15 protein-coding genes are annotated in these 26,586 nt (G+C 44.6%); 10 read left to right on the top strand and 5 right to left on the bottom strand.

The genetic code is table 11. From position 1 onward, the window contains the following. The first annotated feature begins 457 nt into the window (after window positions 1-457). Entirely contained in the window at window positions 458-3,616 is a 3,159-nt protein-coding gene (locus tag dnm_RS19490) for a hypothetical protein (protein ID WP_207678574.1), read from the top strand. Window positions 3,617-3,621: 5 nt separating this feature from the next. Further along, entirely contained in the window at window positions 3,622-3,816 is a 195-nt protein-coding gene (locus tag dnm_RS19485) for a hypothetical protein (RefSeq protein ID WP_207678573.1), read from the top strand. On the opposite strand, the gene dnm_RS19480 is transcribed toward dnm_RS19485, so the two are convergent. The 5 genes from dnm_RS19480 to dnm_RS19460 all read right to left on the bottom strand — a co-directional run bounded on the left by dnm_RS19480 (window position 3,781) and on the right by dnm_RS19460 (window position 10,328). Then, a complete protein-coding gene (locus dnm_RS19480) occupies window positions 3,781-5,199 on the bottom strand; it encodes a sigma-54-dependent transcriptional regulator (protein WP_207678572.1) in 1,419 nt (472 codons plus the stop codon). The genes dnm_RS19485 and dnm_RS19480 overlap by 36 nt on opposite strands. 25 nt (window positions 5,200-5,224) lie before the next feature. Continuing rightward, window positions 5,225-6,721, bottom strand: a complete 1,497-nt coding sequence (locus tag dnm_RS19475; protein WP_207678571.1) for a sensor histidine kinase — start codon at window positions 6,719-6,721, stop codon at window positions 5,225-5,227. Window positions 6,722-7,044: 323 nt separating this feature from the next. Beyond that, window positions 7,045-8,034 carry a beta-ketoacyl-ACP synthase III gene (locus dnm_RS19470; RefSeq protein WP_207678570.1) on the bottom strand — a complete coding sequence of 330 codons (990 nt, stop codon included), beginning with the start codon at window positions 8,032-8,034 and terminating at the stop codon, window positions 7,045-7,047. Between the two features lie 530 nt (window positions 8,035-8,564). Then, a complete protein-coding gene (locus dnm_RS19465; protein ID WP_207678569.1) occupies window positions 8,565-9,530 on the bottom strand; it encodes a nucleoside recognition domain-containing protein in 966 nt (321 codons plus the stop codon). 237 nt (window positions 9,531-9,767) lie between these two features. Further along, window positions 9,768-10,328: a DNA-3-methyladenine glycosylase I gene (locus tag dnm_RS19460; protein WP_207678568.1), complete on the bottom strand. Its 561-nt coding sequence runs from the start codon at window positions 10,326-10,328 to the stop codon at window positions 9,768-9,770. A 614-nt stretch (window positions 10,329-10,942) separates the two neighbouring features. Here dnm_RS19460 and dnm_RS19455 point away from each other — a divergent pair. The 8 genes from dnm_RS19455 (at window position 10,943) to dnm_RS19420 (ending at window position 26,517) form a co-directional block, all read left to right on the top strand. Further along, a complete protein-coding gene (locus tag dnm_RS19455; protein ID WP_207678567.1) occupies window positions 10,943-13,138 on the top strand; it encodes a chemotaxis protein CheA in 2,196 nt (731 codons plus the stop codon). A gap of 585 nt (window positions 13,139-13,723) precedes the next feature. Next, complete coding sequence (locus dnm_RS19450) at window positions 13,724-14,800, top strand: ABC transporter substrate-binding protein (protein WP_207678566.1); 1,077 nt, start codon at window positions 13,724-13,726, stop codon at window positions 14,798-14,800. Window positions 14,801-15,011: 211 nt separating this feature from the next. Beyond that, on the top strand, window positions 15,012-18,977 hold the full coding sequence (locus tag dnm_RS19445) for a methyl-accepting chemotaxis protein (RefSeq protein WP_207678565.1): 3,966 nt from the start codon (window positions 15,012-15,014) through the stop codon (window positions 18,975-18,977). Between the two features lie 533 nt (window positions 18,978-19,510). Continuing rightward, the gene (locus dnm_RS19440) at window positions 19,511-21,022 is read left to right on the top strand and encodes an L-lactate permease (RefSeq protein WP_207678564.1); all 1,512 of its coding nucleotides are present in this window, start codon (window positions 19,511-19,513) and stop codon (window positions 21,020-21,022) included. Window positions 21,023-21,032: 10 nt separating this feature from the next. Then, window positions 21,033-22,154, top strand: a complete 1,122-nt coding sequence (locus tag dnm_RS19435; protein ID WP_207678563.1) for an SPOR domain-containing protein — start codon at window positions 21,033-21,035, stop codon at window positions 22,152-22,154. Between the two features lie 568 nt (window positions 22,155-22,722). After that, window positions 22,723-24,351 carry an AMP-binding protein gene (locus tag dnm_RS19430; RefSeq protein WP_207678562.1) on the top strand — a complete coding sequence of 543 codons (1,629 nt, stop codon included), beginning with the start codon at window positions 22,723-22,725 and terminating at the stop codon, window positions 24,349-24,351. 277 nt (window positions 24,352-24,628) lie between these two features. Next, window positions 24,629-24,856, top strand: a complete 228-nt coding sequence (locus dnm_RS19425; protein WP_207678561.1) for a hypothetical protein — start codon at window positions 24,629-24,631, stop codon at window positions 24,854-24,856. Between the two features lie 71 nt (window positions 24,857-24,927). Next, window positions 24,928-26,517, top strand: coding sequence for a sodium:solute symporter family protein (locus tag dnm_RS19420; protein WP_207678560.1), 1,590 nt, complete (start codon window positions 24,928-24,930; stop codon window positions 26,515-26,517). Window positions 26,518-26,586 lie beyond the last annotated feature (69 nt).

Raw genomic sequence — 26,586 nt, 5'->3', positions numbered from 1 at the left:
CCGAATGCGTTCTCTGTTTTGCTTTATCTTCCTGAAAAACTTCCCTGAAGTTCCGCGAGATTGAAAACCCTGTTCAGAATTACAAAAAAATTAAAAAAAGTTCTGATCTGATGACCATTAATTGTAAATTGTGTGTAACATATAAATAGCTGTCCCAATTGTTTTGCATCACCCGATGGGTGTGTTCCCAAAGTGACGATTCGAAATGCTTAAATTGTATAACATTCTGAAATAAATGAAAAAAATAGAAATTCTGTCGAAATATCGGTTTTAATGATTTCAGATAGTTACAGTATTTACGTCATTTTGGGATTGCACCCTCAAGACAGGACCAGATTCTCCGGTTCATTTCTTTAGCGTGAAAATACATTTTGAAAACCCGGATTTTATCACTCCTGTCAAATTGAATTTTATTCTCAGTTATTGCCTGTTTGGTCTGTTTTTAAAGGAGAAAAAAATGAGTAATAAATATAAAAAACCAGTTTTCTGCTTTTTTATTACTGTCCTGGTGTTGGGAGTGTTTGCATCAGGTACGGACACAGCTTTTGCAAAGGGAGATATCAATTGTGACAATATTGTGACGCTGGATGATATTGTTATTGCTTTGCAGATCCTCTGCAACGACAAACCTGCAAAATTCTGTGGCTCTGATGACGTTGATGGTGATGGCAAAATCGGGCTTGCTGAAGTTATTTACGGACTTCGAAAGACGGCCGGACTCATCTCTGAGCAGGAATCCGGAGTTCATCTGGCAGGTCAGGTCACTGAAAGCGGCGGATTGGCAAATGTAAAGGTTTCGGCTGGCGGCATTTCCACAACAACCGATGCCAATGGCAACTACCGGCTTGAACATGTGCCGCTTTCTGAAACCGGAAACATAACCATCACATATGAAAAGGACCAATATGCCACCTTTCAGCGGAGTCTTCCCGCGAAAGATGGAAACGCTTATTCCGTATCTGCCAAACTGATGGGTTACGATATCACTAAGTCCGTGGTTCAGACAGAAAATCAGACATTGGAGGTCAGCGACGACAAGGGAAAAATGAAAGCCAGATTTGACCTTCTTCCCAATAGTCTTGAAGAAGCTGTCCCGGGCAATGTCAGCGTGAGCATTGCCATCGGTGATCCGTCCGCAGACAAAGGACAGGCTGTTTTTCCAGGAGACTATATGGCAGCTTCCAGCGAAGATTCGGAACCGGATACGCCGCTTGAAAGCATTGCTTTCAGCGAAATTACCATCACAGACTCCCGGGAAAACGAGATAAAACAACTGTCCCGGCCTGCACGGATAGCGCTTTGTCTGCCGGATGAGTACCAGACAGGCGGGGAAAACGCAGGAACTTATATTCCCGGTGATGCTGAGAAAGGAACAATACCGTGGTGGTCTTATAATGAAATCAAAGGGGCATGGATCAGAGAAGATGCTGATCCGGATATACAAGGAATTCAGGATGCTGAAGTTATAGAAACAGAAGGCATGTTGTATGTCCGGGGCAAAGTGAATCATCTTACATGGTGGAACGCGGGCAAAGCCATTGATGAATATGCCTGTATCTGCGTCATTGTCGAGGATAAAAACGGAAGCCCCATACAGGGAACTGAGGTTGTAGCAAAAGGTGTCTCATATAACAGCGTTTCCAAACCTTCGTTCACGGGCATTAATGGCAGAGTATGTGTGAACATAAAACAAAGCCCTGATCCTCAGCATCCCGAAAAAGTGAGCATTGTAGCCAGAGCCGGAAATATTGAGTTTCCGTATCAGGTGACAGACGCATCTGAAGGAGAGATCAATACCAATGTCATCCAAGTCGGAGATACACAGGCAGTCACCACTGACAACTCCGGTGCGTGCTATGAGTTGTCAAATCATATCCGCGTAAAATTTGACGGAAGAATTCAGGGGACAATCACCAGAGAGATATCTGGCAGCCCTGCTCCTGACTTTCAAATCTGTTCAAACTTCGGATTCGCGGGGGTCACAGATGTCAATGGTCAGTATGAAACGGATGTGCCGCTTAATTTTGATATTCTCCTTTTTGTTCCGGGGCTTATCAGCAAAAGTGTCCGGATAAATGACAGCACGCCGGTAACTGTGAACATTGTTCTGCCCAACCGTGTCCCTCTGATTGACGCACTGAATCAGGACACCACAGACGAGGCAGCCCCGGGACAGCAGGTGGTTTTCACTGCCTCGGCGCATGACCCTGATAACGATCCGATCACTTACAAATGGCAGGCAACAGAAGGAAGCCTGAGCAGTGTCACCGGCCCCCTGACAACGTGGACTGCCCCTTCAGGAGCAGGCACAGCCGTTATCAAGCTTACGGTGAGTGATGACAAAACAGGCGAGACAAGTGAGACAAGAACTGTGATCTGGGGGGGAACTGTGCAGGGAACTTCCCTTAAATTCACGATGAAAGACGATTCGGAAAGCAATCAGCCTGTGCCTGATGTTTATGTCATTTTGCATGGAACCGATAACAAGGGGGCAGAGCGATTCATAAAGACAGATGCCGACGGTATCGCTGACTTTGGAAATATTGGCCGTGAGCGGGCCACGGTGAGCATTGCATATGAACAGACGTTCAGCAGCGAATGGGGGGATTGGACTTCGCGCTACATCAAGACTTTCGTGAACGTGCCTGTGGGCAACGTTATTTATTATGTGTATCCGTCATCCGGTGATGAATATTACTGTGAAACCCCTGATGCTGTAATCAGCGCCACACTGGCATGGGGAGATGGGGGACACCCTGCGGACGTGGCCTGGGTATCTCTTCTGCCGTTTAACGCTTTTTCTCAGGATAATGTGCTATTCAGCAATATAAATGTATGTCCGGGAAACATCCAGGATGATGGAAAAATCAGTTTCCTGGCAACCGGCACCCGCTTTGATGATGATTACGGACAGCGTCTTGTAAAATACGGGTTTCTTCTGGATCAGAACCTTTCAGAAAACATCAGCTATACCATTCCCATGAACATGGAACCTTTTGAAATATCATGGAATACACAGCCTCCGGTTCCGGTGCGGGATATCATCATCTCCGGGGTCAGGAAAGGCATCCGCTATGTCTGGGGTCAGGAGGGAGCCGAGGTTCCGAGGACTTCAGGTATTCTTGGTTTTCCCAATGAATTCCCTGTGGATACTTACCAGGTCTCAGCTTCAACCAAGAAATACGCGCCTGGTGAAACGTCGCTGAGTACGGAGAAAAAATATGACAGCATTCCTCAGTCCCTGAATATTCCCATGCCGAATTTCAGTTTTGAAAATCTGAGCTATGACACCCGGACAATGACTTTCAGTTGGTCATTTTCCGGAACCATGGAAAAAGACTGGATGACCATTATACTTCATGGTGTCGGGGATGACGGCGCCCCTTTGTCCTGGACTGCAAATATGAACGAAAACGCAACAAACTGGACAATCGCTGATCTCCCCGATGATATTAAGTCATGGCTTAATCCGAACACGGTGGGTGAATCCAGTGTGGAAACGACTGACATGGACATTTACAGCGGGTTTGATATGTATTGGCATACCTATATTGAAGGAAATGATCCTGACGCAGAATCCGAAAGGAAATTTTCAGCAATAAGTTATTTCCCGTGAGATAATTGAAACTGGAAACTGGAAACTGGAAACTGGAAACTGGAAACTGGAAACTTGAAACTGGAAACTGGAAACTGGAAACTGGAAACTGGAAACTGGAAACTGGAAACTGGAAACTGGAAACTGGAAACTGGAAACTGGAAACTGGAAACTTGAAACCTGTTTCAAATTTCAATATTATATATTTTAATTTTATTTAAAAGAGAAGGGTGACTGATTTCAAGCAGTCGCCCTGCTTTTGTCCGGTTGCCGCCAGTTGCAGTGAGGGCACGGGTAATCATCTTTTTTTCCAAAATCTTCTGGGCGGCTTTCAGAGAGTATCCTTCAAACAATTCGCTCAGTTCGTGATCAGAGTCAGAAATACATTTATCTGATGCTGCTCCGATATCAGGAGGAAAATTTTCCTTTGAGAGCATGGTTTCTTCTGTGAGCAGAAATGCTCTTTCTATGATGTTTTCCAGTTCTCTGACATTTCCGGGCCACCGGTGCTTCAGCAATATCGCCATGACCTCGGGGACGACGCCTTTTATGTTTTTGTCCAGTTTTTTATTGAATCTGTTAATAAAATGCTGAATCAGAAGCGGAATATCCTCGGTTCGTTCTCTGAGCGGCGGGAGTTTCACCGGTAATACATTTAATCTGTAAAAAAGGTCCTGACGAAACAAACCTTTTTTCACTTCAGCTTCCAGATTTTTAGATGTCGCTGCAATGACCCGGACATCTATTTTCTTTATTTTTGAATCGCCAACCGGTCTTATTTCCTGTTCCTGTAGCACCCGCAGGAATTTTATCTGGAGAGGCAGGGGCATTTCTCCGACTTCGTCAAGAAAAATTGTGCCGCCCTCTGCTTCTTCAAAAAGCCCTTTTTTATTCCTGTCAGCACCGGTAAAGGCTCCTTTTTTATATCCGAAAAACTCACTTTCAAGCAAACTCTCCGGGACACCGCCGCAGTTCACAGGGATAAACGGCATTTTGGCTCTCGTGCCTTCATAATGGATACCTTTTGCAACCAGTTCTTTGCCAGTTCCGCTTTCACCGGTCACTAATACCGTGCTATCATACTGAGCAGCCTTTTCCACGACCTTGAATACAGATTTCATGGCCCGGCTTTTCGCCACCATATTGCCGAATTTATATTTTTCTTCAATTTTCCGAATCCGCTCTTTCAGCTGAAAATTCTCTCTTCTCAGGTTTTCCCGCTCTTCCGCTTTTTTAAGGGCAAGATACACTTCATCAGTTTTGAACGGCTTTGAAATATAATCATAAGCCCCCATCTTCATGGCCTCAATGGCTGTATCAATGGTCCCATAAGCAGACATCACGATCACTGTTGTTGATTTTAACCTGTCCCTGGCGGATTTCAAAAACGCCATTCCGCCCATCCGGGGCATTTTAAGATCACACAGAATAAAATCATACTGTGTCTTTTCCGTCATCTGTAATCCTTCATGTCCGTCAGACGCCGTATCCGCAATATAGCCGGATTTTCTGAGCAAAACACTCAGCATATGACGCATATTCTCCTCATCATCAATGATCAGGAGGCGTTTCGGAGAAGTCTTAATATCTGTTGTATTATTCATCAATTCTCAATTCTCAATTCTCAATTCATATCACCGGCAAATATATTTCCATACGGGTTCCCTTTCCCAGTTCACTGACAGCTCTGATTTTTCCTCCCAGGGATTCAATAATCATGAAGGAAACGGAAAGCCCCAGGCCGGTACCTTTTCCAGGGTCTTTTGTAGTATAAAAAGGATCAAAAATATTTCCCAAATTTTCTTCTGAAATCCCGCAGCCATTATCCGTAAACATTAATTTTAACATGGGCCGATGATCCGTATTTTCGCCCTCTGATGCCATTTCACTGCTGATGATAAGCTTTCCCTCAGAGCAATCTTTAAGCGATGAAATCGCATCCGCGGCGTTTATCGCCAGGTTTAAAAAAACCTGCCGCAGTCGCTCAGGATCAGCGATAATGGTATCTTCTTCTGCGGAAAGGGAAAGCTCCACATCAATATCTGACATTAAAGGCTGAAAATTAAGAATATTTGTGATATCATCAATCAGTTCATGTACAGAAACCGTTTTTGGCTCTCCGTCAGATGATCTTGAAAAATCAAGGAGCTGTCGGATAATGGTATTTATTCTGCTGATCTCAGCTTCCACACGGCTGATAAATTCGTCTTTTTCATCATCCGCGACATCGTCTCGCCGAAGCAATTCAAGATAGCCCGTCACAATGGCAATGGGATTACCGATTTCATGGGCAATTCCCGAAGACAGCCTTCCCACGGAAGCCAGTTTTTCAGCCCGGACAATCTCCTTCTGAGCCTGTTTTAAATCAGCATTGGCCTTTTCAAGAGACCGTACCGTAAGCTGAAGTTTTTCCTTGTCTGCTGAAATTCGTTTTAACATGCGGTTCAATGCTTTTGACAACTGACTGAACTCATTCTCCCCTTTTTCACCTGTAAAAAAGAAATCCGCATCATCTCTGTAATCTTCAGCTCTTTTCAGGAGTCTGTGCAAAGGCTTCACAATGATCCTCGACAGGCGGCGAACGCCCATAAGCGTGAGAACAAACGTATTGATTAAAATATATATGAATAAAATTTGCTGGACACGTCTCAACGCCACATAAATGCCTTCCAATGGTAAGACAACTCCGGTTCCCCCGACAATATTTCCTTTCCGGAGCAAGGGTTTTGCCTGAATCAGATATCGCCGTTGCGTTCGGAAAACCCCCCACATCGTTCCGGAAGATTCGGTTATTTGCTTTCCTGAACCAATGGTTTCACTGGTCATCGCCTGAAGTTTATCTTGTAACATGCAATCAGTTCCGTGGAAATATATCTGGTTTTTATTTATATCCAGAACCATAGCACAGGAACATCCTGATTCATCAGATAAATGAGTCAGATGAACATTGAAATTTGTCCCTGAATCTGAAGAGGGCGTCAAATTCGTGATATTATTTTTCGATGATTCGGAGGAATTTATCAGATGGGTTTCAATTGCGGAGAGAAGAAGATTTCCTTTGCTAATCTCGGATTCAAGGAGAATTTTTTGCACCGACATGGTCATCACAAAATCAATGAGAATCATGGCAATTCCTAACAACATCGCCAGGTTTATCGAAATATTGATTTTTAATCCGTGAAAGGTCACGTTCAGCCTGAAATTTGGTAATTGGTAATTTGTGATTTGTGACTGGTAATTTGTGATTGGTGATTTGTGACTGGTAATTTGTGATTGGCGATTAAAGCTGTAAGGGATTTCCCCAAAAATAAAATACCCGGAAATGTAGGGTGGGCGGAGCGAAGCGGAACCCACCCTACGTTTTTTGTATCGGGTATGTTATTTATTTCGAGTTCCCTAATCACAAATTCCAAATCACAAATTCCAAATCACCAAATCACCAAATTCCGTCAGTCAATGGCCCATTTAAGCAGCAGGCTCCCCCAGGCAAAGCCCGCACCAAATGCTGAGACAAGTACCCGGTCTCCCCGGTTTATCATTTTTTTCTGATACGCCTCGGACATGGCGACCGGTATGGTTCCCGCAGTGGTGTTTCCGTACTTTTCTATGTTGACAACAACCCGCTCCCGATCAATTTTCAGTCTTTTTGAGACCGAGTCAATAATTCTGATATTGGCCTGATGGGGGATAAGGAGGTCTATGTCTTTTGCTGTAAGATCGTTTCTTTCTATAACCTTTGACGAAACATCGGTCATCCCTATTATGGCATTTTTAAAGACGGTTTTGCCATCCTGATAAAGATAGTGTTTCTTTTTATCTACGGTCTCATGGGATGCAGGCGTTTCGCTGCCGCCGCCAACGACATTCAGATATTTCCATCCCGAGCCATCGAGACGAAGCATAAAATCCTCAATTCCGAGGTCATCATCTTCCGAAGGCTCCAACAGAACTGCGCCCGCCGCGTCTCCGAATATTACACAGGTGTTACGATCCTCATAATTAATAATCGCGCTCATTTTATCTGCCCCGATGACCATGATTTTCTGATGTTTTCCGGTTTCAATAAACTGAGATCCGGTGGCCAGGGCATATATGAACCCCGCACATCCTGCATTAATATCAAATCCCCAGCAGTTTGAGGCGTTCAACTCTTTTTGAACAAATGCGGCAGTGCTTGGGACCGGCATATCAGGCGTCACAGTGCCGACAATAATTAAATCCAGTTCATCCGGTGACATATTTTTTTGGTCAAGAACCATCTGTGCGGCTTTGAGAGCCATATATGACGTGCCTTTGCCTTTTTCCAGAATCCGTCTTTCTTTTATTCCCGTGCGGGAGATAATCCATTCATCATTTGTATCCACCATTTTTTCCAAATCTTGATTTGTGAGTCTTTGCTCAGGAGTAAAATGGCCAACTCCGGTTATCATTGCTTGCATTAAAATTTTCCTGAAATAAATATGTTTATGGGATAAAAGTGTCAGGTGGTCGGTGTCAGGTGTTAGATGTTAGGTGTTAATCGCTGAATTTTAAAAGAAATAAAAGGTTCTTTGGTATTTTGTGTTGAAAACAGTATATTCCTGAATAACAGCACGTTATGTATTTGTCCGCCATAAAGAGTGGTATCTCATATAATATTCAATTTCAGGAGGTTATGATCGAATACACTTTTTGCCTTCCTGATGTGGAAAATTTTTGTGCATTTTCAAATGCTGTGAAATACGAATATAAACCTGTTTTAATTTAATAAAAGTTTAAAAACAAATTACCAGAAAGCCAAATAAAAGTTTCGGAGACTTCGCTACCACCGACCACCTAACACCTAACACTTAACACCTGACACCTGACACCTGACACTTGACACCTGACACCTGACACCTGACACCTAACACCTGACACTTAACACTTAACACCTTCATAATTTTTTACCGTAAGTTTGAAAAAGATGCAACACAAAAAAGAAAAACCCTTATTTTACAGATTCCTGAATCAATTCAAACGATTTCTTCCGGGGTTTTATCCGTTGCCACAGTCCCATCAGATGCACCGCCAAAATTGCTGTGATAATCCTCGGTATCCAGAGCCAGAACGGACTGATCCCAAGAGACAGAAAAAGGGAAGGGTCTTCCACCAGCGAATGATTAATACCGATTGAAAGATGAAGTTTTGTCAGTTCTTCGTTGGTAAGATGCCCTTCTTTTACTTCTTCAACAATAACGGCTGCCCCGTATGCAAGCCCGAATACAGAGGCTGTAAGCCACAATATGCCTACACTTCGGTCAAGTCCGAATATTCTTAAAAGCGGGTTCAGCGCGCTGACAATACGCTGAATAAGGTTAAAGCTCTTCATTATTCCGAGAAGCATCATCAGGCTCAGGATGATGACAAATATTTTGACGCTGAGATATGCAGTTTCAATGCCCCAGGTCTTCAGCATGATTATGAGAGGCTTGGCATTTGAAAAAGATGCGCCCGCTCCTGTCGAAGCTGCCGGCTCAGGATGAAAAAACTGGGCAACAATGATCACCGTTACCACCGAAGCAGTGAGCCGGAAAACCGTTGCTTTAATGGGATTCATCCCGGATTTTCCCTGAATAATTCCTTCCTGAATAAGATTATGCGAAATCAGAAGGAAAATCGCCATCAGCGTCATCTGCTCTGTGGAAAAGGGGAGCATGATCATAGCTGCGATGCCACCGTAAATTCCGGTGAGCATCCCCACAATAAGCGGCAGGGCTGCCATAGGCGGAAGATTCAGCAGGTTCATGGCAGGTTCCAGAAGAAAATAAATTCTGTTTATCCAGCCGCTATAGTCAAGAAGCACGGTAAAAAAGGATATGGGAATAAGGATTTTGAGCATCCAGATAAACCCGCTCCAGCCTTTGTTCATACCAGATGTCAGTCCGGTTTTAAGTTTGTCCTGAAAAGATTCCATTCTTTTTTCTTTCGCCCAAAAAGGGCGGATTCAGACGCAGATGTCGCAAACAGGGTGCGCCCACTTCAGGAAGCTTTGCGAATGCTTCCGTGAGTTTTTTCGAACATCGGTAAAAAGACAGGGAGTCCCCCTGTCTTTGCAATGATTTTTGTTAGTTCTGTCGGACAGGGTCTGACGTTTCCGGATGGGGTTGCAAACCCGGTCCGGCATTCTCCGGCATTTGTCCGACAAAAAAACTTAAACCTCATGATATCGAAAACAATCAATAATATGATCATTTACCATGCCCACGGCCTGCATAAACGCATAGCAGATTGTCGGGCCTGTAAATTTAAAGCCTCTTTTTTTCAGATCATTGCTCATGGCAACGGAGGCTTTTGTTTTTGAAGGAATTTCCTCCTGAGTTTTCCATTGGTTTTTTATTGCCTCACCTCTCGTAAACTGCCAGATATAAGCGTCAAAGCTGCCAAATTCCTTTTGAACGGCCAGAAATGATTTGGCGTTCTGAATCGCTGATTCAATCTTGAGTTTGTTCCGAATAATGCCTTTGTCTGTCAGAAGTGACTTAATTTTATCAGCATCGTACCCAGCTATTTTCCGAGGATTAAAATTGTCATAAGCATTCCTGTAATTTTCACGCTTCTTCAGGATGGTTATCCAGCTTAAACCGGCCTGTGCGCCTTCCAAAATAAGAAATTCGAACAATTTCTGGTCATCATGCACCGGAACGCCCCATTCTGTGTCATGGTATCGGATATACAACGGATCATCACCCGCCCATTTGCATCTTGTTTTCATTTTTCAACCAAAACTGTTAGTTCTTTCCCTGAACCTTTTTCTGTATTCGTGAACAGACAACGCCTTTAAATGAGAGTCAAAAATAAAAAAAATTAATTAATATAACATGAATATTGCATAAAAGCAATATGAAAATTTCATTTACAGCAGAGTATGGGTGTAATTAAAAGTGTTAGGTAAAGCCCATTCATAGATATAACTATCTGAAATTAAATACGGTAGCTATCCAATAATTTTGAAACCTAACACTTTTAATTACATCCGCAGAGTATTCCCAAAAAATATAGGGAATTTCAAAAAACACCGTATTAATTTTCTCAAAAAAATATGCTGCCCCGAACTTATTTGGCCTTATGATGAAGTTATTTTAAAATGAATAGGTTATAAGTCAATATATTGTCGTAAATAACCCGCTTATCAGTTTTTAATTTCCGGCTGTTCGTCAATTTTCTGAAGACTTAATAATAAAATTGCGGTATAGTCTTTATTTTAGCCCACTGGTTCACCTAAAAAAATAAATGTCATAATGAATCCATTTGAAGCAGAGCCTGATATTCCGGGTATTAATGCTGAGAAAATCAAAACAGATAAAAAACAGTGATTAGGAAGTAAAAATGAGTAAGACAGACATGTACATTGAGACATATCGTCAGGAGGCAGAGGAACTCCTGAATGATATCGAAGAAACCATTCTGAACTTGGAACAAAACCCTCATAACAGAGAGTTTGTTAATCGTCTGTTCCGATCCATGCATACCATAAAAGGTTCCGGAGCCATGTTCGGGTTCAATGATATCGCCAGGTTTGCTCATCATGTGGAGACTGTTCTTGATCATGTTCGGAACGACAAGATATCTGTGACTGACAACCTTATAAATCTGGTCCTTGCTTCAAGGGATCAGATAAAAATGATGTTGGACGCGGCCGATGATACAGGAATGGTTATTGATGTCGCAATCCGTAATAAATTAATTTCCGCTCTGAAACGTCTGGTTCCGGATGAGGAACATGTGGGTGAGAAAACCGTTGAATCTGAAACAAGCGTGGAAGAACATGAAACAACCTATCGCATCCGATTTCGCCCTGTCCCCGATATTATAAAAACAGGGACGGATCCCGCGCCGCTCCTGAACGAACTCAGCAATCTTGGTGAATGTAGGGTCGTAGCCCTGACCGAAGAGATTCCGACACTTGACAAACTGATTCCTCATCATTGCTATCTTTTTTGGGATATCAGCCTTACAACATCGCTAGGCATTAATACTATTAAAGATGTTTTTATTTTCGTTGAAGAGAACAGCCTGATTACAATTGAAGAAATTATGAAAGACGCTACAACGGAACAGGACGACCTTGTCCCCCGTTTAGGCGATATTCTTGTTGAACGCGGGGACACCACTCCGGAAGAAATCAATAAGGTTCTGATACCCCATCAGAACCGAATAGGAGAATTGTTCATTGAATCAGGAACCATATCGCCGGACAAGATAAAATCAGCCTTAAATGAGCAAAAAGCCGCGAATAAACAAAAAACAAAAGTAAGGACTGCCAACGTCCGAGTGTCATCGCATAAGCTTGATAAGCTGATCAGTCTTGTGGGAGAACTGGTGATGACTCAGGCGCGTATTTCGCAAATCAGCACTGTTGAAGATGATTTTGAGGATATGAAACAGTCTCCTCCTTCTGAACGATTGGAACAAATGATAAAAGAACTCGCGAATCCCGTTGAAATATTGGAACGGCTGACTGCTGATCTGCGGGAGTGTGCGCTCAATATGCGCATGTTACCCATCGGAACCATTTTCGGAAAATTCAGACGTCTTGTACGCGACCTGTCTGCGGAACTGGGAAAAGATATCCAACTGGTCACCGACGGTGCCAAAACTGAACTGGACAAGACCATTATTGAACGCCTGGATGATCTGCTTGTGCATCTGGTCCGAAACAGTATTGACCACGGCATACGCTCACCAGAAGAACGGAAACACTTTGACAAATCTCGGAAAGGAACGATTCGCCTGACAGCCGCCCATAAAGGCGACCGGGTGATTATCAGCGTCGAAGATGACGGTATGGGAATGGATCCGGAAGTTATCCGAACAAAGGCAGTGGAAAAAGGACTGATTTCAGAAGATGCGGAACTTTCCGAACAGGAACTCTTTGCGCTGGTCTTTACCCCCGGGTTTTCCACCGCCGGACAAGTAACAAATGTATCAGGACGGGGTGTGGGACTGGATGTGGTGAAACGCGAAGTTGATTCTCTGGGCGGGTCTGTTCAACTGACAAGCAAAAAAGGACATTATCTGCGTATCAGCCTTTCCCTTCCTCTCACATTGGCTATAATAGACAGTCTGCTGACTGATGTCGGCGGAAGTCTTTTTGTTCTGCCCTTGCTTCAGGTGGAAAAATGTGCAATGTTGACGAAAGACCTTGTTGAGAAGAGCCATGGGCGAAATATGATCCAGGAGAAGGATGGTCTGATTCCCTTCATCCGTTTGCGTGAGCTGTTCAATATATCAGCAGAGAAGCCCTCCTCTGAGGAACAAATTGTCATTGTAAAAACTGATAATTTTCGGGTGGGAATTGTGGTAGATAAAATTATCCGTAATATCCAGGCGGTGATTAAATCGCTTGATAAAAATTATCAGGATGCTGATGGTATTTCAGGTGCGACAATTATGGGAAACGGAACAGTGGCGCTGATCATAGATATCCCGAAATTAATTTCCTGCGCCAGAGAGGAAGAAGAGAAGACATTGAAAAATATCATGCAAGGGCAGGTTCGGTTTCCCGGGTTTTCCGACGGATGAAAGCGCCCTGTTTGTAAAAAAGGTCAAGTTTCTTCCCGTTCCGCACGTTTTTGTCCTGTATAGGCGATGCCTGTCAACAGAATCCGTCAGAATCCGTTTTCCAACCTGTTTTTTCAAAATACTCGGACAGAAAAAAACAACGCTTTTAACACTTAACACTTAACACTTAACACTTAACACCTGACACTTTCATATAAACGGCCATGATCTGCCGGTCACAACGAAGTATGAAAGTTTTGCAGTTTTTCCTGACACTTAACACCTGACACCTGACACTTTCATATAAACGGCCATGACCTGCCGGTCACAACGAAGTATGAAAGTTTTGCAGTTTTTCCTAACACTTAACACTTAACACCTGACACTTTCATATAAACGGTCATGATTTGTCAGTCACAACGAATGATAAAAATTTTACAGTTTTTCCTGACACTTAACACCTAACACTTTCATATAAACATTACCGGAGAACCTGAATTGCTGCTTTTCCAAAGGGTGAAAGGAGGTGACAGATTATCAAACAATAATCTATTAACATTATTCAGAAAAAAGTAATAACAATGCAATCACAGAGGAGGAACATCAATGAAACACTTCATAATGTTTGTACTTTTTGGCATCCTTATCACAGCTTCCCCGGCCTTTTCTGAGGAGCTGAGAATGCTGGTGTGGGACGGATATGCTCCTGAAAACCATCTTGAAGTATTCAGGCAATCAGTAAAAAACAAATATGGCACTGACCTGAAGCTTACGGTGAAACATGCGTCAGAATTTATGGATTACCGTAACGCACTGATAAACAGCGAAGTTGATATTTTTACCACTTCGCACAACTATCCGAAAGACCCCAGACACGACTATATCAGGAGGAAGCTTGTCATTCCTGTTGATGTGAAGAATCTTCCGCATTTTAAAGATATTCTGCCTGATCTGCAAAAAACCTCTTACCTTACAGAACGTGGGCAGGTTTATGGTGTTCCGTTCATATACGGGCCTTACGGACTGGCATATAATACCAATATTGTTAAAAAGGCTCCGACTAGCTGGAAAATCCTCTGGGAACCGAAATATGCCGGGAAATATACCATTGCGTCAACCATCAATGTCACCAATATTTACCTCACTGCCCTTGCCGCCGGACTCGATAAGAGCAAAATTTATCAGTATCAATCTGTATCTTCTCCTGAAATTCTCACCAAGCTCAAATACCTTGTCAAAAATGTCCGATCTCTCTACGGAGCTGTGGAGACTGCCGATGATCTCCAGGGACTTTCTCTGGCTGCCTGCTGGGGATTTGCTTTTTCCGAACTGAAAAAAAGAGGTGAGATATGGAAAATGGCGACACCCGAAGAGGGTTCCACCGCGTATATAGATTGCTGGATGCTCAGCCATACGCTCCGGAACAAACCAAAACTGAAACAAATCGCCGAGGAATGGATTGATTACACGATTAGCTCTGACTTTCAGGTGGAGCAGGTGGTCAGGACATTGAATAATTTTCCTGTCAACCTCTCCATCAGAGATCGGATAACACCTGAAGAAAACGACGCGTTTCATGTTGATGATCCGAATTACTTTCAGAATCATTTTATTCCCTGGGAAATTTTGGACAGGAACACCCGTAAGGGGTTTGAGCTGATTTGGAAAAAAGCAATACGATAAAAGGATTCCGTGTGGCGTGTGGCAGATGATAAGAACCTAACCATAAGTTTTCGATATATTCCCGGGGAAGAAACCCGGCTTTTTTACCGGAAGGATCCGCCGTTCGTGACGGAAAAAGCCGGGTTTCTCCGCTGTTCGCAAAAAAAAGATATATAAAAAACTTTTGATCGGGTACTTATGACATACGTCGCACAAAAAAGGGAGAGATATTATGAAAAGAAGTTTGCAGATGAAACTTGCTTTCTGGGCAGGGATTTGTTTGCTGGGCACCGCGTCAGTTATTATTATTTATTTTGCCATGGAAATAAAGACACGGGCAAAAGCTGACCGGGAAAAAGCAATCAGAGACGCGCAGTATTATGTCGAAGCCATTGCAAAACAACATGCCAATGCTATCAGGGGGAGTTTGCAAAAGGGACTTGACACTGCACATACGCTCGCTCAGATGCTTTCCGGCATAAAGTTCGAAGAATTCGGAGGAGAACTTGGCAGAGAAGAGATGAATGCAATTCTGAAAATTGTTTTGGCTCAAAATCCCCAGTTTGCCGCTGTCTATACTGGCTGGGAACCAGGGGCTTTTGATCCGTTGGATCAGGGATACGCAAACGAGGAAGGACATGACGAAACCGGGCGGTATATTCCTTACTGGTATCGGAATGAGAACCGTGAAATTGTGGTCACTCCCCTGAAAAACTACGATAATGAAGAAACCGGAGACTATTATCTGGTGCCCCGGAAAACAAAAAATGAATATATTGCTGATCCTTTTATGAGTAATGTTCAGGGATATCCCGCGCTGATTACCTCTCTGGTCGTGCCCATTATCTTGAATGAAGTCTTTTACGGCATTGTCGGAATTGATATGCGGCTAGATATGTTGAATGAACTGGTTGACGATGTAAAAAAGCTGTATGATGGAACCGCGGAAATTTTTGTTTTCAGCCATAACGGAACCCTTGCGGCAGCAACTGGCAAATCAGAACTTGCAGGTAAACATATAAAAGAACTACGGGAAAATTGGGAGAAAGATGCAGCGCACATCCGAGAAAATGAGACAATTACAGAAGAACGCCCGGGCAGTCTGGCTGTTTTTACTCCTGTAGAAATAGGCAAAACAAAAACGCCGTGGTCTGTCAATATTCTGATTCCCGAGGAAAAGATCACCTGGGCGGCAGACAAAGAGATGAGTAAAGCATTCCGCGCCATGTGGCAATCCGTGGGCATCAGTTTCTTCTGTGTGGCGGCCGCACTTGTTTTCCTATGGTTTGTAACCCGGGAAATTACCCGGCCCGTCACAGCTATTGTAGATATGGCAAATGCCATCGCCAAAGGGGATTTCAGTAAGGAAACAGAAATCCGCCAAAAAGATGAAATCGGTATGTTGGCAAATGCTTTTCGCAATATGAAAGACACCATCAGTTCTGTTTTAAAAGAGATAAACGGACTTATTCAGGCAGTTCAGGAAGGCAGACTGGATATTCGGGGCAATACAAAAGCATTTGAGGGCGGATGGCGTGATCTTATGGTTGGCGCAAACAATGTGATTGACGCGTTTGTGGCTCCCATTAACATGACAGCTGATGCAATTGACTGTATCTCAAAGGGCGATATTCCCGAAAAGATCACCGAGGCGTACAAAGGTGATTTTAACGAGATGAAGAACAACCTGAATATGCTGATTGAAGCCATGAATGACATCACACGCATTGCCGAGGAAATCGCGGCAGGAACTCTGATGGCCGATGTCAGGGAGCGTTCTGAAAATGACCGGCTCATGAGAGCCATGAATACGATGATAAACAGCCTTAAAGCGGTTTCAGGAGAAATGGGCGAACTGATTCGGGCGGTCAGAAAGGGAAAACTGAATACCCGGGGTAAGGCTGATGCGTTTTCCGGTGGCTGGCAGGAACTTATTGTCGGCATAAACGACCTGACAGACGCTTTTGCTGCCCCGATTTACATGGTATCCATATCTCTTGAACAGATTGCAAAGGGTGATATTCCGCAGAAGGTGCCGGAGAAATACGAGGGCGACTTTAACGAAATCAAGAACAGCCTTGATATGCTCATTGATGCCATGAATGAAACAACCCGGATTGCCGAGGAGGTAGCCTCCGGAAATCTGACAGCGGATGTTACTGAGCGATCTGAAAATGACCGGCTGATGAAGGCGCTGAATTCGATGATCAGGAAGATCAATGCGGTTTCCGGGGAGATGAACGAGGTCACTCGTGCGATTCAGGAAGGCAGGCTCGGCACCCGCGGCAATACAAAAGAATTTTCAGGAGGCTGGCAGGAACTTGTCCTCGGCATGAACAGTATGATTGACGCTTTTGTCGTTCCCATCAGCATGACCGCGACCTGTCTTGAAAAAGTCTCAGCCGGAGATATTCCTGAACGGATCACCGGAGAATACAAGGGAGATTTCAATAAGATAAAAAGCAATCTGAACATGCTCATTGACGCCATGAATGACATCACACGCATTGCCGAGGCCATAGCCGGAGGCAATCTGAAGCTTGATGTCAGAGAACGTTCAGCACAGGACCGGCTCATGAATGCTTTAAGAATGATGACAGAACGGCTGAATGCGATTCTGGAAGAAACCGAGGGACTGATTCATTCGGTCAGGGAAGGAAATCTGAGGACCCGGGGACACGAACAAGCCTTTGAAGGGGGGTGGCGGACACTTGTTGACGGCATAAATTCGCTGATTGAGGCATTTGTGGTTCCCATCAATGTGACCGCAGAATCAGTTGATCGGATCGCCAGAGGAGATATCCCTGAAAAGATTACAGAGGAGTATCGAGGCGATTTCGACCGGATCAGAAACAATATCAATACACTGATATCGAATCTCAAAGGAACAGTGCAAGTAGCTGAAAAAATTGCTGAAGGGGATCTGTCCGCGGAGGTGAATATTCTTTCGGAAAAAGATGTTTTAGGAAAATCACTCATGAAGATGGTAAGCACAATTAAAAACATCGTGGGAAATATTAATGAACTGACAGATGCAACACTGGAAGGGAGACTTGACGCCCGGGGAGACGCTGACAGATTCGGAGGGGAGTATGCCAAAATTATAAAAGGAGTCAATGATACCCTTGACGCGGTGGTCGGACCTCTGAAAACAGCAGCAGGCTATGTGGATCGTATCTCAGGAGGTGACATACCGGAAAGAATTACGGATGAGTACAGGGGCGACTTTGACGAGATCCGAAACAATCTGAACATGATGATTGAAAATCTCGGCAATTTCGCGACCGATGTTCAGAACGCCGCGAATCAGGTCGCCACCGGCAGCGGGCAGTTGGCTTCCGGAGCGGAACAGGTGTCCCAGGGCACGTCCCAGCAGGCAGCGAGCATTGAGGAGATATCAGCTTCCATGGAGGAGATGGACAGCATGGTGGGGCAGAATGCCGACAATGCCAGGGAAACAGCGTCCATTGCCATGAAAACGGCTCAGGATGCGGAAGAAGGAGGAAAGGCCCTGGATGAGACTGTCCGGGCCATGAGGACCATCTCTGAGAGGATCGGCATCATCGAGGATATCGCCAGACAGACCAACATGCTCGCGCTGAACGCGGCCATCGAAGCGGCCCGGGCCGGTGAGCAGGGGAGAGGATTCGCGGTTGTGGCTGCGGAAGTCCGCAAACTCGCGGAACGCAGTCAGAAAGCGGCCAAGTCAATTAACTCCCTTTCAGTTTCCAACCTCGAAATAGCGGAAAACGCGGGCAGGCTTCTGGGGGAGATGGTATCCGGGATACAGAAGACAGCCGAACTGATTCAGGAAATCAGTGTGTCCGGCACCGAGCAGGCCGGGGGCATTGCCCAGGTGAACAAGGCCATTCAGCAACTGGATCATGTTATTCAGGAGAACGCTGCTTCGATTGAGGAAATGGCGTCGGCCAGCCGGGATTTTTCGTCCCAGGCAGAACATCTTCTGAAATCGGCCTCATTTTTCAGGATTTCCAATGCTGAGACAGAAAAACGGAAAAAGAATTCGGAACCGGCAAAGAGGATAAAAACGGAAAGCTCTCGGAAGATAATAATGACAGCAGAGCCGAAAAAAACGCTTTTTGTCAAGGCGGATCACACAGAAAATGCAAAAAAGGGGACGACCGGAACTGTCCTGCTTGTGGATGAACTCGATGACAGCAGCTTTGAACAATACTGAATAGCTTAATAAATGAGCAATAAGCCCCATCAAATTTCCGAAGTTTCCAGCTTCGGAAATTTCTCACTGTCTGAAATTTCAGCAGTTATCATCTTTTGTTCTTCTTTACCGTGAAAATACATTTTGAAAAGCCGGGTTGTTATCTGTCAATATTTTCGTGACCGGAGGCAAAAAACCCGGCTTTTTCATGAGCGTTTATTTCGGTCAGCTAAGGCAGGCTGATGATAAAGTTCTGTCAAGTTCTATTGACAAAATTAAAAAAATGTTATTTACACTCGATGATCAAATTTTTTGACTTGGTTCGAATAAAAAGTCTGTCATTCCTGCGAAAGCAGGAATCTGTTTTCCACAGATGTTACAAATCCGGAGGCACAGGATTCCTGATTTCGCAGGAATGACAGAAAAAAACTTGATCATCGAGTTATCCTCATATGTTAATTCATTTCGTTTTCACGCTTCTGTGTGGAAACAAATATTGGTATCCTGACACAACACAGGTCGGACAGGATGCTCATTACAGAAGGAATAACAAAATGGAATCTGCCGAAATAATTCTTTTTTTCCTTTGCTGGACACCAGTTCTCCTTTTAACTTTGCTTGCAGTGGGGTTCCGTCTGCCTGCTTTTCAGCTGTCCATCTACAGCTCCTTTTTTACCCTGGGGCTTGTGGTTTTCTTTTTTAATACGCCTCTGAACACAGCCCTTCTGGCCGGTGCGGACGGAATTCTCACCACAGGACCTTTGCTCCTGGTCATTTTTGCGGGTATCCTTCTTTCCACCCTCCTTATGAACACAGGCTCTCTCACCCGAATTGTGGACTGGCTCATGGGCGGGGTTCGTGACGCGTTTCACCGAAATCTTCTCATTACACTGGGGGTGGGCAATTTCATGGAAGGTGCAAGCGTCATCGCGGAGCCGGTTGTGGCCCCCATGCTTCATGCGGCCGGTGTCGCACCTATGGGCGCGGCCGCGCTTTCCATTGTGGGATATGCCGGGCTTATGACACTGGAACTGACCGGGGTCATTGTCACGGTACTTTCCCTGGTAACAGGTCTGCCCGTGCATGATCTGGGCATTGCCTCAGCCTGGCTGTCCGTACCGGCCACCGTGTCCATGGCAATATGTGTTCCGATTTTTCTGCCCCGGCCTTCCGGGGGAGTTCGTCGGCTTTCCCTGGTTCTGATGTGCGGCCTTTTACTGGGAATGATCGCACTTGGGGCAGTCGCGTTTATAGGCATTTCCATTTCCGGCATGCTTGCAGGTCTCGGACTGATTCTTTTCCTTATATTACTGGGGCCCCGGGAATTGGAAATAAACCGGAAGATTATATATGATCTGGCCCCGTTTATCTTCATGCTGGCAGCCCTTCTCATGGTCAATACCGTGCCTTTTCTCAAAAAACTGACCTTTCATCGCCTGAGTGTGGAAATCAGCGCTGTTCCCATTCACACGGTCACGTTCCGTCCTTTTTTCTCTGCCTATATTTACCTTTTTCTTGCCTTCGGACTGTCGGTATTTCTTCTCAAAGTTTCCAAGACCAAAGTGCGGGAAGTGCTTTTAGCCGGAGCAGAAAAAGGATGGCGGGCCTGCATCGCGATGGGACTTTTCGGTGCCATGGGCCAGATGATCGCCTATTCAGGTTATGATCCGGGATTTGTCCGGCTTGACCAGAGCCATAATATTCCATTGGTGCTTTCTCACAGTCTGCAAATTTATACTGGCACCCTGTACCCCATATTTGTCCCTCTGCTGGGGTGGGTCGGCACATTCCTTACAGGCTACGGGGTTGCCTCACTCATGCTATTTGGTCAGCTTCAGGTTCAGGCTGCGGGGCTTCTGGGAATTTCAGCAACCTGGCTGTCCGCGGGCCTGGCCGTCGGCGCATCAGTGGGATCTGTTTCCTCCCCCTTTAAAATTGCCATTGCCACCCCCATGTGCGGCGCTATGGGACAGGAAGGCGCGATCCTTCGCTGGACCATTCCGATAGGTGTTGCCTCATCGTTTTTTATCGGTCTGATCCTGTGGCTGATCACGCTCTATCTATAACATAATGTATATGCTGAATTTTTTAAAAAAAGAACAAAGAAGCGTCAGAATTATCCTGGGTCTTTTCGTGATGGTTGCGTACCTGCTGGTCCCTGAATCATCAACAGGTTTTGTGAACTGGTTTAAAAAAGGTGTCTCTTCTTTAAAATCCCGGCAGTGCGATGAAGCAATAGCGGCTTTTTCCATCACAATAGAAATCATCCCGGATGATTTCGAAGCATATCACAATCGGGGAGTCGCATGGTTTTACAAAAAAGATTATGACAAGGCCATTGCGGATTACAGCAAGGCTTTGGAAATCAACCCGAACTATGCTGAAGCATATTACAGCCGGGGAGGGGCCTGGTTTCACAAAGGGGATTACGACAGAGCCATCGCGGATTGCACCCGGGCCTTGGAAATCAATCCGAATGACTTTGAGGCATATAACAACCGCGGGGCGGTCTGGTTTTGCAAGGGCGAATATGACAAGGCCATTGATGATCATAATAAATCTCTGAAAATAAATCCGAATTATGCTGATGCATATCAGCAAATCGCCTGGACCCTGGCCACCTGCCCGGATGTCAGATATCGAAACGGTCCCAGGGCTGTGGAACTGGCGAAAAAAGCTGTGGAAATTCACTCGGAACCGAATTTTCTGGACACGCTGGCAGCAGCTTATGCTGAAACAGGTAATTTTGAAAATGCAATAACAACCCAGAAAAATGCCATTGCTTTGTCAGATTCAGAAGGCAAAATTGAAGTTTTGGCAGAATATGCCGAACATCTGAAGTCCTATGCGGCGCATAAGCCGTGGCGGGAACACTCTGCCACCCGGGCATCAGATGACAAAAAAACGGCTGATTCTTCCCCTTGTTTAACAAAGGAAACTGCTATCCCTCATGAAAAAAAAACCTGTATCTATACAATTCATATTCTTTCTTATCTGAATGACAAAAAAATGTGCGACCGTGCAGCAGCAGGATTAAGAAAAAAAGGAATTCCTGCCTTTGCCATGTCCGTCCATATTCCTGGCAAGGGAAACTGGCATCATGTTTTTGTCGGGAGATATGAAACCCCTGAAGATGCGAATAACGCTTTTGAAAAATTAGAAAAAAAAGGGTTCAGGCCCAAAGTGGTTCGGCAATAAGTCACAGCTTTAGGGATATCTGACTCGAAAGTTTCTGTTTCTGACTGAACTCATATCCATTGTTTAAAATATGAGTTATTTTGTATTGCTGATTTATTAAATTTTAATACGCGTAGAAAAATAGTTTGACAAATTCTAAAATTATGAATATAGAGTGCATTTATGTTATGACTGAGCGCTCGTTCATATTCATATACATTTTTTTTATTTTTTTGCTTATGAACAAGAAACAATTTTTAAAAGCACCTTAAAACAAAGAGGACCAAAGGGAAAGGTGTTCAGGGGATTTATTTTCAGGGACACTGAATTTTTTTTACAATGAATAAGATTCAGTTTCTTACCGCGGATATAACGGTAAAATAGGGTTTTAGAATGGTTTTTATAAAATAATTCCGAAGCGTATTTATTTTTAAAAATATAGCAGGACATACTATGTATTCTGAATACTTCTGAAGGGAGGTGGTCTGAGGCTGTTTATAACTTAACTTTTTAGTTTAACTATATTTCAATCAGGTTGTAAACAAAAACAGATGCTGTAACTAAATAATATCTTTAGTAAGGAGAAAATATGAGCCAGACAAGTAATATGACCGATTACGACAAGACCTATGAGGAATTCAAATGGGAAGTTCCCGAGTATTTTAATTTTGCAGGAGAAATGATTGACAAATGGGCTCAGGACCCTGAAAAACTTGCCATGTGGTGGGTTGATGACGACGGCACAGAGATTAAGAAAACCTTTCTTGATCTCAGCAAGGCTTCCAAAAAACTTGCCAATCTCCTGACTTCCAGGGGAGTCAAAAAAGGGGATGTGGTGATGGTTATCCTGCCTCGCAACATTGAATGGTGGGAAACATTCACCGCATGTATCCGCATGGGTGCCCTGCTTGCTCCCGGAACCACCCAGCTGACCGGAAAAGACCTTGAATACCGCGCCAACACCTCAGAAGCCGTATGTATTATCACCAATAACGAAATTGCTGCCAAGTTTGACGAAGTTGCGGACAAATGCACCACTGTCAAAAATAAAATCGTCATCACCGAACCAAGAGACGGCTGGCTTTTTTATACAGATGAAGTGGATAAGGCATCGGATGAATTTGAAACTGCCAAAACCAGAAGCGATGACAACTGTCTTGTTTACTTTACCTCAGGAACAGTGGGACTTCCCAAGATGGCGCTTCATACCCATTCGTATGGCTTCGCTCATCAGGTCACAGGCAGATTCTGGCTGGATCTGAAACCCGAAGATATGCACTGGAACATCAGTGATACCGGATGGGCAAAGGCTGCCTGGAGCAGTTATTTCGGCCCCTGGAACTGCGGCGCGGCTCAGTTCATCCATTATACGGACCGTTTTGATCCCAAAAAAACTTTGAATCTGCTGTCAAAATATCCGGTCACTGTTATGTGCGGGGCACCGACGATTTACAGAATGCTGGTTTTGGAAGACCTGAGCCAGTATAAGTTCCCCACGCTCCGCCATTGCGTGGGAGCAGGTGAGCCCCTGAATCCTGAAATCATCGACGTTTGGAAAAAAGCCACCGGATGTACGATTCGCGATGGTTACGGACAGACAGAGACCGTTATTCTGGCAGGCAGTTTTCCATGTCTTGAACCCAGGTTCGGCTCCATGGGCAAACGTACCCCTGGTTTTGATCTGCAAGTGATTGATGAGGACGGAAATGTTCTTCCCCCGAATACAGAGGGAGACATCGCGGTTCGTGTCAAGCCGAACAGACCCGTGGGACTCTTTAAAGAATACTGGAAAGAACCTGACAGAACCGCATCTGTTTATCGGGGAGACTGGTATCTCACCGGTGACAGGGCTTATGTGGATGAAGACGGCTATTTCTGGTTTGTGGGACGTTCTGATGATGTTATCCTGACATCAGGATATCGTATCGGTCCGTTTGAGGTGGAAAGCGCTCTGCTCGAGCATCCGGCTGTTGCCGAGTCAGCCGTAGTTTCAAGCCCGGATGAGACCCGGGGAGAAGTTGTCAAGGCATTCATCATTCTGACACCGGGTTACACAGGAAGCGATGAACTGCTCAAAGAGATTCAGGACCATGTAAAAAAGGTTACTGCTCCTTATAAGTACCCCCGGAAGATTGAATTTTGCGAGACCCTGCCGAAAACCATCAGTGGTAAAATCCGTCGGGTTGAACTTAGAAATAACGAATGGAGCAAAAAATAGTTTTTAATTTTTAGTTATCCGTTAAAAGTTATCCGTTTTAATCAGTGGCTGATAACTGATAGCTGATAACTAAAAACTGACAACCAAGAAATGACTACGACACCACTTTGTAAACACGTCACCCCCTTTTCAGAACACAAAAGTCTGATTTTATAAGAATTACAAAACGCATCAGGGGGGTGACAAACTTTCAAAGTGGTGTACTGCTGACAACCAATATCTGATTACCAAAAACTGACTACCGACATCTGACTAGTAGAAAAGGAGGTCTGAAAGTATGTTTAAAGGTATGCCGAAAATATTCTGGGTCGGAATGGCTGTCATGTACGGATGGTGTTTTTTTTTCATGTTTCTTGAAATGACGATTCCGGAGCTGCCGCTGACAAAATTTATGGGTGTTCCCGCGTGTTATATTTATAACTGGATATTCGGATTGTGGATAGTTAATATTATTGTTTCCTTCCTTTATGTTAAAATGGAAGAAAAAAGAGAAGCAAAACAATAGCAGATGCTTTAGGTCTGAGTTTTTTTGGAGATATCCAAATACTGAACACGCTGATCAAAGGAGAATTTTAAATGGAAGTTAATCCCATTGTCATTATGGGGGCGCTGACATATTTTGCGGTTTTATTCTGGATCGGATGGTCATCTCGAAAAGCATCTTCGGATGCTTCTGAATTTTATGTTGCCGGCCGGAAAATAGGCCCTTTTGTAAACGGCTCCGCACTTGCTGCCACGTATTTCAGTCCTGCCAGTTTTCTGGGACTTCCTGCTTTTATCTTCATTCTTGGATATCCGTTCTGGTGGGCCCTGGTCGGCATTATCGGGGGAATGCCCATTGCCACACTCCTGACCGCTGCGCCTTTGCGTAAGTATGCTCCCACTTCTTTTACTGATTATTACGCGGATCGTTATGAAACAAAATGGATGCGGCTTATCGCAGGTATTCCCACCATTATCGGCGGGTTTGCATATGTCATCCTTTCCATTGTGAGTACTGCCCTTTTCATGATGGCGATCCTCAGGCTCGATTTTGCTTTATCCGTGGTCCTCGCGGCAGTTGTGGTATATGCCTATATTTATTTGGGCGGCATGGTGGCCACAACCATTTCAACAGCTTTTCAGGGAATCATGATGACCATGGCGTCTCTGCTTGCAACCGCTTATGTCATCTCAAATTACGGCGGACTGAACGGGCTTACAGATGCGGTTCTGGCCAACAGCCCCCATTTTTTCAACATGCCTTATGTCACTGAAACGCCCTCTCACAAACTGATGTCCATGTGGACAGGTGTGGTCGGTTTCTTTTTCACCTGGCATTTTGGTTTTTCCGCCATGCCTTACACGGTGGTCCGGTTCTTCACCACACAGGATATCAACGCGGCCCGGCGGAGTGTTTTCTGGGCAGTTATTTTGGGCGGAGCCATGTACGCGGGACTGATTATTATCGGAACCGGTGCAAGGGTTCTGATTGAAACCATGCATCCCCTGATGCAGACAGAGGGCATCAGCAGCGCCATAGATGTTCTGAAGCATATGAAGACTGCTTTTGGTGTGGCCGGAGCAACTGTTACAGATTACTCGATGATTGCGGCTATGGAATCTCTGAAAAGTCCCTTTCTTTTAGCGATTATTACAGCCGGCGGACTGGCCATGGCCATGGCCACGGCAGCCGGTTGGACCATGGTGCTGAATGTTCTTTTGGGACGGGACCTTCTCGGAAAAGTATTTGGAAACAAATGGCCCGAAGAAAAACCTGTACAGTGTGCCCGTGTGATGACAACAATTGTGATATTTGTCTGTATGCTTTTTGCTTTTAAACCGCCGGCACTTGTTCTGGATATTTCGGGAGCAGCCTTTGTCGTGATTCTTTGTTCATGCGGACCGCCGCTTATTCTGGGCATCTGGTGGACCAGAGCCACAACTGCCGCGGCCGCGACAAATGTTCTGGTGATGACCTTTTTGTCCTGTTTTTCATGGATGTACGCGAATTCTGTCCATAAGACAGCCCATGTTTTTTTCCTGGACAAAACAATTGTAACTCCCCACCAGTTTTACTGGGTCTTTGTTGGGTTCATCTTCTTCATTCTGGTGAGTCTGATTACCAAACCAAACAGTGACAAAGCAATACAGAAATACTCTCTTGATTTGAGACCTGAAGAATAATGAAGAGAAAACCGGGCGTTTGGGAATACCTGGTTTCCATAGCTTTTTATTTGTGATTTATGCTTTGAG

The sequence above is a fragment of the Desulfonema magnum genome (assembly GCF_017377395.1).
Classification (GTDB): domain Bacteria; phylum Desulfobacterota; class Desulfobacteria; order Desulfobacterales; family 4be13; genus Desulfonema_C; species Desulfonema_C magnum.
This window is presented reverse-complemented; position numbering and strand designations above follow the sequence as displayed.

Bases quoted from the DNA above. Each gene is read 5' to 3' on its own strand.
- dnm_RS19490 (WP_207678574.1), top strand. From the start codon at position 458: ATGAGTAATAAATATAAAAAACCAGTTTTCTGCTTTTTTATTACTGTC.
- dnm_RS19480 (WP_207678572.1), bottom strand. From the start codon at position 5,199: ATGAATAATACAACAGATATTAAGACTTCTCCGAAACGCCTCCTGATC.
- dnm_RS19475 (WP_207678571.1), bottom strand. From the start codon at position 6,721: ATGATTCTCATTGATTTTGTGATGACCATGTCGGTGCAAAAAATTCTC.
- dnm_RS19470 (WP_207678570.1), bottom strand. From the start codon at position 8,034: ATGCAAGCAATGATAACCGGAGTTGGCCATTTTACTCCTGAGCAAAGA.
- dnm_RS19465 (WP_207678569.1), bottom strand. From the start codon at position 9,530: ATGGAATCTTTTCAGGACAAACTTAAAACCGGACTGACATCTGGTATG.
- dnm_RS19460 (WP_207678568.1), bottom strand. From the start codon at position 10,328: ATGAAAACAAGATGCAAATGGGCGGGTGATGATCCGTTGTATATCCGA.
- dnm_RS19455 (WP_207678567.1), top strand. From the start codon at position 10,943: ATGAGTAAGACAGACATGTACATTGAGACATATCGTCAGGAGGCAGAG.
- dnm_RS19450 (WP_207678566.1), top strand. From the start codon at position 13,724: ATGAAACACTTCATAATGTTTGTACTTTTTGGCATCCTTATCACAGCT.
- dnm_RS19445 (WP_207678565.1), top strand. From the start codon at position 15,012: ATGAAAAGAAGTTTGCAGATGAAACTTGCTTTCTGGGCAGGGATTTGT.
- dnm_RS19440 (WP_207678564.1), top strand. From the start codon at position 19,511: ATGGAATCTGCCGAAATAATTCTTTTTTTCCTTTGCTGGACACCAGTT.
- dnm_RS19435 (WP_207678563.1), top strand. From the start codon at position 21,033: ATGCTGAATTTTTTAAAAAAAGAACAAAGAAGCGTCAGAATTATCCTG.
- dnm_RS19430 (WP_207678562.1), top strand. From the start codon at position 22,723: ATGAGCCAGACAAGTAATATGACCGATTACGACAAGACCTATGAGGAA.
- dnm_RS19425 (WP_207678561.1), top strand. From the start codon at position 24,629: ATGTTTAAAGGTATGCCGAAAATATTCTGGGTCGGAATGGCTGTCATG.
- dnm_RS19420 (WP_207678560.1), top strand. From the start codon at position 24,928: ATGGAAGTTAATCCCATTGTCATTATGGGGGCGCTGACATATTTTGCG.